Raw genomic sequence first — 12782 nt, forward strand, 5'->3', positions numbered from 1 at the left:
GTGGAGGCTTCGACCTCCTCACAGTCGGAGCGGGCGTGGTGCTGGCTGTCACGGTCCTGGTGCCGTGGGGAATCGGCAGAGGGGTGCTGAGGGACACATGGTTCTCTCCGCATGACCCCGCGGTCTTCGACAACAGCGTTCGTACTGCCGGTGCGTACTTCAAGGCGGATTATCTGGGTGGGCTGGTTGTCGTCGGCGCAGTGGTGGCGATAGTTCTGTTGACCGGCAGCCTGCGCGGCCGCCATTGGGCGACGTCGATAGGTCTGCTGCTGGCGGTGGCCACGGTCGCGGGATTCTCCGTCGCCCGGTCGGCCTGGTCCGACTCGGAACGTCGATCGTCGACGACACTAGCCACCGGAGAGTTTCCCTACCAGGAAAGAATTCCTGGTGCCTGTACGCCGACGACCATTCCCATCCGTGGAGTGCACTATCTCGCTGGTCAGTGGGCCCCCGACGGCGGCGGCATGTTCGGAGGGAACCGTTGTGCAGCCATCGACTTCTACCGCGGCTGGCGGCATCTGTACAGATACACCTTGCCGACCGGTCAGGGGATCGAGTCCGCCTTCGGCTTCACCGGTGCGACAGCAGCGAAGGCGAGCTATGTCGTCGTCGTGACCACGCAAGCCGTCGTTCCCGCGAAGAGCCGGAACTACGTGCTGGGTTTTCCGCTGAGCACCGTACGGCGGCCGTGGACGCACGAGATCCCGGCGGGTCCGGGGGAAAGCTCGATCGCCGGTGAGGTGATGCAACTCGGACCACTGGTGGTGGTCCCGGAGTACTGGGGCCAGGAGCAGTCCGGCCAGGACGAGCAGACAAAACTGACAGCCTTGAACGCCGCCACGGGCAAATTGGTGTGGACAGCGCGATGCCCTCGCGGTGCAATGACAGCAGGCCAAGCAGCCCAAGCGGACAGCACCAGCACCCGGATCGAGCCGATCCAGTACTCCTGCCGCGACACGGACTCCGGCAATGCCGTGTCCTACCGGGTGGGCATCAGCGGCAAACTCATTCGCACGGAATAACGGCGATCACCCATGCCCGAACCGTGCTCGGAATCAGCGAATTGAAGGAGACAGGTGGGGTTGATGGCTGACAATTTGGCGCGGGCCCGGGAGAAGCTCGATGGGCAGCGGCGGGCGGTGCGGGAGCATGTGGAGAAGTGGCAGCGGTACGTCGAGGCGTACGAGAAGAACGGTGCGCTGAAGACGATTCAGAATGCGCAGAGGCATATTCAGAAGATCAAGTCTGACTATCCGACCTTGAGGAATGACAATCGATCGGAGGACGCCTGGCGGCCTGGAGACCGGTTGTAGCGGAGATCCACCTAGTCAGCGGGCCGCCGGGGTTGTTCGGCCGCTCGGGATGTTGGTGCGGGCGTGGCCGTCGGGCGGTGACGGGCACGGCATGCGGGGAGTCCACCTGGGGAATGGCATCGGCCTGACACGCCGGTGCGTGCGCGGCCGAGCCTGGGGCTTGCGATAGTGGGGGCTGGTCGGGGGAGCGGCACTGTGGCTGCGAGGATTGATGCTGGTACGGCGCTGATCCTGCAGGAGGCGTATCACAAGATCCAGGCGCTGCCGCCGGGCAACCACTACGCGCTCTACGACTACGTGCGTGGGGTGGCGGCGAAGGTGGCGCCGGTGGACACGTTCTTCGTGGGATTCCTACAGGGATCGGACCGGGTGCGGTATCCGTACGGATACGAGGACGGCAAGTACGACGACCCGTCGAGCCACATCTTCGGGCCGAGCGGGCCGACGGCCTGGCTGCTGAGGATGCGGCAGACGTACCGGTTCGGCTACGACAACGGTGCGACGCTCAATGCGGGGATCCCGTGTGGAGACGTGAGCCGGCAGTCCGAGGACGGCGTGATCGCGCCGATGTTCCGGCGTGCAAAAGACGGTCGCGACTATTTGTTCGGGATGCTGGCGACGTACAGCTACACGCCCGGGGTGTACGACGACAACGCGGTCCGCGCGCTCGAGTGGCTCGCCGGTGCGCTCGCGCAGGTGCTGACCAGGGAGGTCGAGGACCGGGAGGCGCTGAGCCTCCTACCGGCCGGCGACGATACGCCGAACCTGCTCACCTCCGATCACGTGATGGAGTACCTCTCCAACCGGATCGCCGTCCTGCGCGGACTCGCCGACCAGGCGATCGACGAACCGGCCGCAGCGGCGGAACCGCTGCACGGGTATCTCGAGGGCATCATCCGGACCGCCGAGCAGACGCAGTCCGAGCTGATCGAGATGATGTTCGAGGTCGACGACGGTCCGGAGCGACGGTTCCTGTCGCTGACGGAGGCGCAACAGCGAGTCGCGCTTCTCCTGGTCCAGGGCCTCGACAACGAAGCCCTCGCGGCCGAGCTCGGAGTGCGCCTGCCGACGGTGAAGTCGCACCTGGGGGTGATCCTGCGCAAGTACGGGATGGAGAGTCATCCAGGTCGCCCAGGACGTACGTCGCTACCTGGCCCGTTGATGTCTCAGATTGAGAATCGCGTCAGCTAATCTTGACTCATTCCAGAAAAGAGGGAAGACTGCGGGGCGTGCCGGCGGTGGAGGAGCTTCGGGGGTTGTTGCGTGGGGCTTCGTTGCGGGTGACTCGGCCGCGGCTGGCGGTGCTGGCCGCGGTGTACGGGCATCCGCATGCGGATACCGATTCGATTATCGGTGCCGTGCGCAACGAATTGCCCCAGGCGTCGCACCAGGCGGTGTACGACTCGCTGCACACGTTGACAGCGGCGGGCCTGGTGCGGCGGATCCAGCCGCTGGGATCGGTGGCGCGGTACGAATCGCGTGTGGGTGACAACCATCATCACGTTGTCTGCCGGTCGTGCGGCGCCATCGCCGACGTCGACTGTGCGGTCGGGCATGCGCCCTGCCTGACCGCGTCCGACGACCACGGGTTCGTGATCGACGAGGCCGAGGTCATCTATTGGGGCCGGTGCGCGGACTGCGCACGACGTACCTGACTTCCTTTGAAAACGTCCAGTCCTGGAAGGATTCTGATGTCCGAGAACCATGAGCCCCTGCCCGGCGAGGCCACCGCGGAGAGCCGCGGCGACGGCGAGACCGGTGGCTGCCCGGTGAACCACGGTCAGGGCGTGCACCCGACCAGCGGGAACGCCAACCGTGAGTGGTGGCCGAACCAGCTGAACCTGAAGATCCTGGCCAAGAACCCGGCCGTCGCGAACCCGCTCGGCGAGGAGTTCGACTACGCCGCGGGGTTCCAGACGCTGGACCTGGCCGCCGTGAAGGCGGACATCGCCGAAGTACTGACCACCTCGCAGGACTGGTGGCCGGCCGACTTCGGGAACTACGGCCCGCTGATGATCCGGATGGCCTGGCACAGCGCCGGCACGTACCGGATCCACGACGGCCGCGGTGGTGCGGGCGCCGGGCAGCAGCGGTTCGCGCCGCTGAACAGCTGGCCGGACAACGGCAACCTGGACAAGGCCCGCCGGCTGCTGTGGCCGGTGAAGAAGAAGTACGGCCAGAAGATCTCCTGGGCCGACCTGCTGATCCTCACCGGCAACGTCGCGCTGGAGACCATGGGCTTCAAGACCTTCGGGTACGCCGGCGGTCGCGAGGACGTGTGGGAGCCGGAGACCGACGTGTACTGGGGTCCGGAGACCACCTGGCTGGACGACAAGCGGTACTCCGGTGACCGCGACCTCGAGCGCCCGCTCGGTGCGGTCCAGATGGGTCTCATCTACGTGAACCCGGAAGGCCCGAACGGCAACCCGGACCCGGTCGCAGCGGCCCGCGACATTCGCGAGACGTTCGGCCGGATGGCGACGAACGACGAGGAGACCGTCGCGCTGATCGCCGGCGGGCACACGTTCGGCAAGACCCACGGCGCCGGCCCGGCGGAGAACGTCGGCGCGGAGCCCGAGGGCGCCCCGATCGAGCAGATGGGCCTGGGCTGGAAGAGCACGTACGAGTCCGGCAAGGGCAAGGACGCGATCACCAGCGGTCTCGAGGTCACCTGGACCACGAAGCCGACGCAGTGGACGAACGACTTCTTCGAGATCCTGTTCGGCTACGAGTGGGAGCTCAGCAAGAGCCCGTCCGGCGCCAACCAGTGGGTCGCCAAGAACGCCGAGGCGATCATCCCGGACGCGTACGACGGCCCGAACAAGCTGCCGACGATGCTGACCACCGACCTGTCGCTGCGCTTCGACCCGATCTACGAGCAGATCTCGCGACGGTTCAAGGACAACCCGGACGAGTTCGCGGACGCGTTCGCGCGTGCCTGGTACAAGCTGACCCACCGCGACATGGGTCCGGTCGCGCGGTACCTCGGCCCCGAGGTCCCGAGCGAGGTGCTGATCTGGCAGGACCCATTGCCGGCCGTCGACCACGAGCTGATCAACGACGCCGACGTGACCGCGCTGAAGGCCGCGATTGCGGCGTCCGGCCTGTCCGTCGCACAGCTGGTCTCGACCGCATGGGCGTCCGCGTCGACCTTCCGCGGCAGTGACAAGCGTGGTGGCGCCAACGGTGCGCGCATCCGCCTGCAGCCGCAGATCGGCTGGGAGGTCAACAACCCGGACGAGCTCGCGCAGGTACTGCGGACGCTCGAGGGCATCCAGCAGTCGTTCGGGAAGCCGGTCTCGCTGGCCGACGTGATCGTCCTCGCCGGCGGTGTCGGTGTGGAGGTCGCGGCGAAGAACGCCGGGTACGACGTCGTCGTACCGTTCACGCCTGGTCGGGTGGACGCTTCCGCGGAGCAGACCGACGCGGACTCGTTCGCCGCGCTCGAGCCGGTCGCGGACGGGTTCCGCAACTACTACGGCAAGGGCAACCGGCTCCCGGCCGAGTACCTGCTGCTCGACCGCGCGAACCTGCTCAAGCTGAGCGCTCCGGAGCTGACGGTCCTGGTCGGCGGCCTCCGCGTTCTCGGTGCGAACTACGACGGTTCGAAGTACGGCGTACTGACCGACAACCCGGGCACGCTCACGAACGACTTCTTCGTGAACCTGCTCGACCTCGGCACCGAGTGGCACGCCACGGACGAGAGCCAGGAGACGTTCGAGGCCACCGTCAACGGTGAGGTCAAGTGGACCGGCACCCGCGCCGACCTGGTCTTCGGCTCGAACTCCGAACTGCGCGCCCTCGCCGAGGTCTACGCCAGCGACGACGCCAAGGAGAAGTTCGTCAACGAGTTCGTCTCCGCCTGGCACAAGGTCATGGAACTCGACCGCTTCGACCTCCACCGCTGAACCCGACGAACCGGCTCCCCCTCACCCAGGGGGAGCCGGTTTCGCATGCCCCCGACCCACCGGCCGCGCGCCAGTTGCTGGTGGGCTAAAGCCGACGTTGGGGAGGGTTTCTCCCCCGATTCGGGAAGAAACCCTCCCCAACCCTTGATCGACCTTTGTTGCAGGTGGTCGCGCCTCAGTTGGTGCAGGTCCCAGGAGCCGTTGATGGGGGTGCTGAGCCGCCGTCCGGGTCGACGAGGACCGGGCGTAGGTCGGTGATCCGAAGGGGGATGGAGCGGCTGAAGTCGAGCGGAATGTCGCCCTGCATACCGCCACCGGTCCAGTGCACGGTCCAGTACGCCGTTGCTGTGACGTTGTACGCGCCGGACTTCTCGCAGCGGGAGGCCTTCGTGTATTTGTAGCCGCACGTAGGGGATGAGGGCATGTCTTTAAGGGACTTGCCAGCCGCCATCTCCCGGGTGAACGCGGTGCCGGCGCCTTGACAGGTAACGGTGTCGCCGGTCCCCATCGACCACTCGATCCGGTCGACGGTGCCGGTCGCGGTGATGGAGACACCACCGAGCGCCGCGGTCTTGGTCTGAGGCCCGGTCGTCGTCGGCCCGGGATCGGACACCCACATCCAAATCGGCACGTTGACGATCCCGACGCGATTTGCACTCTGCACGTACGGCGAAACCCGCAACTGCGGCGCCACGAAGTTCATCGTCTTCACGACCTGCTGAGCCGCAACTCGCGGATCAATCGTCCGCGTCTCACCCGGCTCCCGGACCTCAGATAGAGTCCTTTCAATCCCTTCCGGCTTGCCATCGACGACATCGAGAATCACCCAGCATTTGTAGAACTTCGTGCCTGGCGGGTAGTCGGGGTATGGGCCCATCAGGAACGGGACATCGATCTGTGTCAGATAGCACCCGGACTTTGCATCAAAGAACCCGTTCGCAGTCCGACACGGCACAACCTGCCCTTCGAACACACAGGCAGATCCGCCCGGCTTCTTGCTTCCGGGCGTCGTCTTGACGGATGACTTGGGTGGGACTCCGTCGTCAGAGACCTGTAGCTCGCATTTGCCAGAGATGAGGTCTTTCGGCATGGTAGCGGGTCGGTCGTGCGGTTGGTCGGGGCAAGCAGGGCAGAGGAAACGAGTGCGGCTGCCGCGAGAGTGGTAGTCAGCATTTGGCCGCCTGATTCATTCCCTTGGACGCCTTCCAGGCGTTACCGTCGAAGTGCATTTGCATGTCGTCGAGCCAGCGAGTTGGTGTGCCGGACTCTTTCACGCTTTTGCCTTGTGCATCTACCGCGGTCACCTTGGACGCATCGAGGCAGGCCCGGACTGCTACCTCGCTGATTTGACCACTGGCAGCAGGGGCGCCGATCTTGATTGGCTTCGTCCAGACCACCTCGATCTGCCCGATTGCATGCCACCGTCGGGCCTTGTAGGTCGCTGCCTGGTTCAACTCAGTCTTCAACATGACGCCGGTGGCGACCTTGGAGAGTCCTGTCACATCCGTCCCGCCGCTGGCAGCGGTTGCGACCTTCGCCGCGATATACGCGCGGTAGCCCGCCTGAGCCGCCGCTGCCTGTGCCGCAGAGGAGTCGGTAGGTGTCGGAGGCGATGATGGCGTGGGGGATGAGGTGGACGGCGGAGGGGCCGTGTTCGGTTGCCCCGCATCCGGAGAGCCTTGGCAGGCGGTCAACGCCACGAGGGCGCAGAGGGCTGCGGTGGTGGTTCCGAGGGCCGGGCGGCGCGGCATAGGGACTCCGTTCTTTGGTGCTGGCGAGTTGAGCGTCGCATACGGAGGGTGTTCATCGGGCCAGATAATCCACAGCTCTGCAGGTTGTTGCAACGGAGCGCGTGCTCGGCCTCGAGGGCGGTCTGTGGCTGTGGATAACCCGGATCTGTGGGGTGGTGTCGCCATAGACTCGCGGTATGGATGTGATGCCGGGACGGCCTGAGGTGTTCTTGCTCGGAGAAGGTGAGCGGACGGTCGCGTCCGGCGGACCGGCCTTGGTCGGGGCCGGTGGAGATCGACGTGAAGTGCCCCCCAAGGCCTACGACGCATTGCGGTTCGTGGAGGCGGCGCTGCGCGAGGGGTTCGCGGTTCAGATCACCCCGCTACGGACCGAACTGCCGATCGACGACGCGGCCGACGCCGTCGACATGGACCGCGAGGAGCTACGGCTCTACGCGAGCCGCGGTGACCTTCCGTTCAGATCGAGCCAGTACGTCGAATGGGTCCAGCTCGCTGACGTTCTCGCATTGAGTTCCCGCGTCGATGCCGAACGCGCGCAAGCGCTGCAGGAGTTGGCGGCCGAAGAGCCGTGGGACGACGACGCCGGCCCGAGACGGTGAACTGCCAGAATGGCGGACCGGCCCCGCGCGTTTCTCGACGCCTGTGTGCTGCATGGGCAGCTGACCACTGACGTGATCCTCACGCTGGCGCATGCGCGTCTGCTCACGCCGAAGTGGTCTGCCCAGGTATTGGAGGAGGTCAAGCGCAATCGTCCGGAGGGTCTGCCCGAGGAGCGGATCGATGCCCGGTTCGCGCGTATGAACCAGGTGTTCCCGGCGGCGATGACGTCCGAGTACGAAGCTTTGGTGCCACAGATGCAGGCTGACGAGAAGGACAAGCATGTTCTCGCCGCTGCGATTCACTCCAGGGCGACCGTGCTGGTCACCGAGAACACCAAGGATTTCTGGCCGTCGTCGACGGGGCGTGATGCCATGAAGGTCGAGCGAACCTCGGAATTCCTGAACCACCTGCTCACGCGGTTCCCCGACCGGGTGGTTGCCGCCCTCGAGTCGATGGTCGCGCGTAATCGCCGGGAGCCTTGCACGATGCCTGAACTTGTCGACGTGATGGCGTCGCGATCGGATCTCGAAGGTTTCGGTCACAAGTTGAACGAGGTACTTCCTGAGCACGCACGAGGTTCGCATCATCGCCTGCAGACAGTTCGTGCGGTGCAGACGGCGACAAGTGGCGTGGTCTCGCCGGTCGATGCAGTTCAGCAGCCTCCTGTGCAGCCAGCAGGTCCCAAGTCTGTGCGAGCTACCGGAAAGGAAGCCGATCGAGAGATCTGAGCCGAGGGACCGGCCCACGGTGGCGGAGGCGGTTGGGTGGGCTGGTTGCTTTCAATCTGGTGGGGGGCGTGGCAGGCTGGCTGGGTTTGGATACGGGTGGAAGGGGTCTGGCATGCGGTTTCACCATGATCGGGAGCCGGCGGGAGATCTGACCTTCAGTGACGTGTTTCTGGTGCCCAACCGGTCAGGGGTGGCGTCCCGGCTGGATGTGGATCTCAGGACGTCGGACGGGACCGGGGCGTCGATTCCGGTGGTTGCAGCGAACATGACCGCAGTGTCGGGACGGCGGATGGCCGAGACGATCGCGCGGTGTGGTGGTCTCGCGGTGATTCCGCAGGACATCCCGGTCGATGTGGTCGCGGACGTGGTTGCCTGGATCAAGGAACGGGATCCGGTCCACGACACAGCCTTGACCCTGCCGCCGACCGGCACCGTCGGCGAGGCGCTCAACCTGCTGCCGAAGCGCAACCACGGCGCGGTGATCGTCGTCGACCAGGGGCGGCCGGTCGGTGTGGTGACGGAGGCCGACTGCTCCGGCGTCGACCGGTTCACCCAGCTGGATGCGGTCATGTCCCGCGAGCTACTGACGGTTCCGCACGGGATCGACCCAGAGACGGCATTCGATCAGCTGCACGACGGCCGCCACCGACTCGCGCCGGTCGTCGACGCGGACGGCCGGATCGTCGGCATCCTCACCCGCCAGCGCGCCCTTCGCGCCACGCTGTACGAACCGGCCCTCGATGCCAACGGCAAGCTCCGCGTGGCCGCCGCGATCGGGATCAACCGCGATGCCGAGCAGAAGGCGAAGGCGTTGCTGGACGTCGGCGTGGACGTCCTCGTCATCGACACCGCGCACGGTCACCAGGAGCGGATGCTCGAGGTGGTCGAACGGGTTCGCGCTCTCGGCCCGCAGGTGCCGATCGTGGCCGGGAACGTCGTCACCGCCGAAGGTGTCACGGACCTCGTGAACGCCGGGGCGGACATCGTGAAGGTCGGCGTCGGCCCGGGCGCGATGTGCACGACCCGGATGCAGACGGCCGTCGGGCGTCCGCAGTTCTCCGCCGTGCTGGAGTGCGCGACCAGGGCGCGCGAGCTCGGCAAGCACGTCTGGGCGGACGGCGGCGTACGGCATCCGCGTGATGTCGCGCTCGCGCTGGCCGCGGGGGCGTCGAGCGTGATGATCGGGTCCTGGTTCGCCGGTACGTACGAGTCGCCCGGTGACCCGCACCGGGACAGTCAGGGCCGGATCTACAAGGAGAGCTTCGGGATGGCGTCGGCCCGCGCCGTCCGGTCCCGGACCGCCGAGGACTCGCCGTTCCAGCGGGCCCGGAAGAGCATCTTCGAGGAGGGCATCTCGACCGCCCGGATGTACCTGGACCCGGAGAACCCGAGCGTCGAGGACCTGCTGGACTCGATCGTGTCCGGCATCCGCAGCTCCTGCACGTACGTCGGCGCCGCCAACCTGACCGAGTACCACGAGCGCGCCGTCGTCGGCCTGCAGACGGCCGCCGGGTACGCCGAGGGCAAGCCGCTCGACACCAGCTGGCTGTAATCGACTACAACGTCCTCATCCCCGGAGTGAGACTCCGGGCCTGGCAAGATCATGCGCCGGGCGATGGTCACGCTGGGCGATCGGTGGCACTGTGTAGTCAACAGGGGGAGGAAGGGCACCGAACCAACCGTCGGGGGGTCGGGGTCACGCCGGGGGCGGCGGGACCGATCGACGCGGGGGCTCAACAGGTATTGGTGTCCTGCTCGTGGTCGTGGGTGGTGCTGGGGTTCGGCCGAGGCTTGGGAGGGCGACTCGGGAGCCTGCAAGTACCACCCACGACCGGTTTTTCACCACATGTTCGGCTGCATCACTTGGCAAGTCGCTGGTACGGCGCGATAGTCGAGTGATCGATACAGCAGAGGTGTGTGTGGGGAGCCGACGTTGTGGAGGCAGACAAGGTCGCCCCGCTGAGGATCGACGCGGAGACCGCGATCATCCTGCGCGAGGCATACCACAAGATCGAAGCGTTGTTCCGGTCCGACCATTACAGCCTGTACGACTATGTCCGGGTGGTGGCCGGGAAGATCGCGCGCGTCGACGCCTTCTACGTCGGGTTCTTGCAAGGCAGCAGCCGGGTGCGCTACCCGTACGGGTACGACGACGGAGAGTATGTGAACCCGGACACCCACATCTTCGGGCCGAACGGGCAGACGGCCTGGCTGATCAAGCACCGGCACACCTACCGGTTCGCCTACGACAACGGTTCCACGCTGCACGCCGGCGTACCTGTGGGGGACCTGAAGCGACGGTCCGAGGACGCGGTGACGGTGCCGATCTTCCGGCCCAGCAAGGACGGGCCCGATCAGCTGTTCGGGATGCTCTCGATGCAGAGCTACGAGCGCGGGTCGTACGACGACAACGCGGTGCGGGCGTTCGAGTGGCTGTGCGAGGTGGTCGAGCGGGTACTGACCCGTGAGGGGGAGGACCGGGAGTCGTTACGCCGGCTGCCCGCGGGCGACGTCGGCCCGAACCTGCTGACGTCCGACCACGTGATGGAGTACCTGACGCACCGGGTCGCGTCGATCCGGGAGATCGCGGCCGAGGCGCTGGACGAGCCGGACGTGGCTAGCGCCGTGCACAGGCACCTGGAGCGGATCGTCGACGCCGCTGAGCACATCCAGTCCGAGCTGATCGAGATGCTGATGGAGACCGACGAGGGCCCCGAGCGCCGGTTCACCAGCCTGACGAAGGCCCAGCAGGCCGTCGCCGTCCTGCTGACCGACGGTCTCGACAACGACCAGCTGGCGGCTGAGCTCGGCGTCAGCCTCAACACCATCAAGACCCATCTCAGCGCGATCCTCCGCAAGTACGGTTTCCGCTACCGCTCCCAGGTGGCCGACGACGTCCGCAGGTACTTGGCCCGCTAGTACGAGCGGGCCACGTAGGCGACCAGGTCCGGTTCGTCGTCGTCCACCGGCAGTGAGCCGTCCGGGCGTTGCAGGCAGCGGACGGTGATGCCGGATTCGGCCAGGCGGTCCTCGCCCTGCTCACCCACGGCGTCGTACGGGATGCGCGCCCAGCCGGACGCGGCAGCCTCGATCGCCTCGTCGATGGTGGAGGTGGCGGTGATGCGGGCGGTCTGCCTGGCGGTCGCATCGGCCAGCAGGTGTGCCTGGTCGGCCTCGATGGCGGCGGCGACGTGGGCCGTGAGTTCGGTCAGGTTGACCGCGGCCTTGGCAGAGTCGCGCAATCGTCGTACGACGGTTGCGTTGCCCGCCGCGAGGTCGCGGGGGCCGACCTCGATGCGGATCGGGACGCCCTTGAGCTCCCAGTTCACCGCGCGCCGCCCGAACGGCTGGTCGGCGCGGTCGTCGACCGTGACGCGCAGACCGGCCGCTGTCAGCTCGTCGACGATACCGCGGGCCGCCGCGATCGCCTCGTCCTTGACCGCGAGTACGACGACCTGCACCGGAGCGACCGCCGGCGGGACCCGGAGGCCCGCGTCGTCGCCGTGCACCATGATCAGCCCGCCGACCATCCGGGTACTGCTGCCCCAGGAGGTGGTCCACGCGAGCTCGCGCCGGCCCTCGCTCGACAGGTATCCGATGCCGAATGCGTGCGCGAAGTTCTGCCCGAGCTCGTGCGACGTACCCATCTGCAGGGCCTTGCCGTCACCCGTCATCGCTTCGAGCGTCATCGTGTTCACGGCGCCCGCGAACCGTTCCCGCCGCGTCTTGCGGCCGACGACGACCGGGATCGCCAGCACGTCGACCATGACGTCTCGGTAGACGTCGTACAGGATCTTCGTCGCGAAGGCGCGGGCGTCCTCGGCGGAGGCGTGCGCGGTATGTCCTTCCTGCCAAAGGAATTCGGTGGTGCGCAGGAACAGTCGTGGGCGGAGCTCCCAGCGGACGACGTTCGCCCATTGGTTCAGCAGCAGCGGGAGGTCCCGGTAGCTCTGAATCCACTTGGCCAGATACTCGCCGACAACGGTTTCCGACGTCGGCCGGATGATGGCGGCCTCCTCGAGTTGCTTGCCGCCGGCATGCGTCACGACCGCGAGCTCCGGGCTGAAACCCTCGACGTGCTCGGCCTCGCGCTGCAGGTAGCTCTCCGGAATCAGCAACGGGAAGTACGCGTTCTGCGCCCCGGTCGCCTTGATCCGCCGATTCATTGCCTCCTGCAACAGTTCCCAGATCCCGTACCCGTACGGTCGCACCACCATGGTCCCCCGCACCGGCCCGTTGTCAGCGAGCTCGGCCTTGGCAATCACATCCTGGAACCATCGCGGAAAGTCCGTTGCCTGCGCGGCAAGCACGGATCGGGTCGCTGTCATGCCCGCCAGTGTAGGAACGCGATCCGGTGGCGGCCACGCATTTCCTCAGCAGAACAAGCAGCTCCCGGCGCCCTGGCGGGCACCGGGAGCTGGGAGAGAGATGAGCCGACGCGAGGTCTGGGGTCGAGGTTGGTCGGCTCGCCCTGGCGGTTGT

The 12782-nt window shown here is 66.6% G+C and carries 12 protein-coding genes; 9 read left to right on the top strand and 3 right to left on the bottom strand.

Annotated elements, in window-relative coordinates; translation table 11 throughout:
• Positions 1 to 35: 35 nt before the first annotated feature.
• From EV651_RS05705 to katG, 5 genes are all read left to right on the top strand, one after another.
• A complete protein-coding gene (locus EV651_RS05705; RefSeq protein WP_133782739.1) occupies positions 36 to 1022 on the top strand; it encodes a hypothetical protein in 987 nt (328 codons plus the stop codon).
• A gap of 63 nt (positions 1023 to 1085) precedes the next feature.
• Positions 1086 to 1313, top strand: a complete 228-nt coding sequence (locus EV651_RS05710; protein WP_133782741.1) for a hypothetical protein — start codon at positions 1086 to 1088, stop codon at positions 1311 to 1313.
• Positions 1314 to 1508: 195 nt separating this feature from the next.
• Positions 1509 to 2504, top strand: coding sequence for a LuxR C-terminal-related transcriptional regulator (locus EV651_RS05715; RefSeq protein WP_202870173.1), 996 nt, complete (start codon positions 1509 to 1511; stop codon positions 2502 to 2504).
• A 65-nt stretch (positions 2505 to 2569) separates the two neighbouring features.
• On the top strand, positions 2570 to 2968 hold the full coding sequence (locus EV651_RS05720) for a Fur family transcriptional regulator (protein WP_305000116.1): 399 nt from the start codon (positions 2570 to 2572) through the stop codon (positions 2966 to 2968).
• A 36-nt stretch (positions 2969 to 3004) separates the two neighbouring features.
• Positions 3005 to 5221: a catalase/peroxidase HPI gene (gene katG / locus EV651_RS05725; protein WP_133782746.1), complete on the top strand. Its 2217-nt coding sequence runs from the start codon at positions 3005 to 3007 to the stop codon at positions 5219 to 5221.
• Positions 5222 to 5396: 175 nt separating this feature from the next.
• Here the strand turns inward: katG and EV651_RS05730 are convergent, their stop codons facing one another.
• Entirely contained in the window at positions 5397 to 6311 is a 915-nt protein-coding gene (locus EV651_RS05730; RefSeq protein ID WP_133782748.1) for a hypothetical protein, read from the bottom strand.
• 76 nt (positions 6312 to 6387) lie between these two features.
• Complete coding sequence (locus EV651_RS05735; protein WP_133782750.1) at positions 6388 to 6690, bottom strand: hypothetical protein; 303 nt, start codon at positions 6688 to 6690, stop codon at positions 6388 to 6390.
• Positions 6691 to 7148: 458 nt separating this feature from the next.
• Here EV651_RS05735 and EV651_RS05740 point away from each other — a divergent pair, with 458 nt between their 5' ends.
• From EV651_RS05740 to EV651_RS41785, 4 genes are all read left to right on the top strand, one after another.
• Positions 7149 to 7571, top strand: coding sequence for a hypothetical protein (locus tag EV651_RS05740; protein ID WP_133782752.1), 423 nt, complete (start codon positions 7149 to 7151; stop codon positions 7569 to 7571).
• A gap of 9 nt (positions 7572 to 7580) precedes the next feature.
• Positions 7581 to 8300, top strand: a complete 720-nt coding sequence (locus EV651_RS05745; RefSeq protein ID WP_133782754.1) for a PIN domain-containing protein — start codon at positions 7581 to 7583, stop codon at positions 8298 to 8300.
• 112 nt (positions 8301 to 8412) lie between these two features.
• Positions 8413 to 9852: a GuaB1 family IMP dehydrogenase-related protein gene (locus EV651_RS05750; protein ID WP_133782756.1), complete on the top strand. Its 1440-nt coding sequence runs from the start codon at positions 8413 to 8415 to the stop codon at positions 9850 to 9852.
• 383 nt (positions 9853 to 10235) lie between these two features.
• Positions 10236 to 11219: a LuxR family transcriptional regulator gene (locus tag EV651_RS41785; RefSeq protein WP_202870174.1), complete on the top strand. Its 984-nt coding sequence runs from the start codon at positions 10236 to 10238 to the stop codon at positions 11217 to 11219.
• Here EV651_RS41785 and proS read toward each other — a convergent pair.
• Entirely contained in the window at positions 11216 to 12628 is a 1413-nt protein-coding gene (proS, locus tag EV651_RS05760; RefSeq protein ID WP_133782758.1) for a proline--tRNA ligase, read from the bottom strand. The two genes, EV651_RS41785 and proS, sit on opposite strands and share 4 nt — an antisense overlap.
• Positions 12629 to 12782 lie beyond the last annotated feature (154 nt).

This window comes from Kribbella sp. VKM Ac-2571, assembly GCF_004362255.1.
Classification (GTDB): Bacteria; Actinomycetota; Actinomycetes; order Propionibacteriales; family Kribbellaceae; genus Kribbella; species Kribbella pratensis.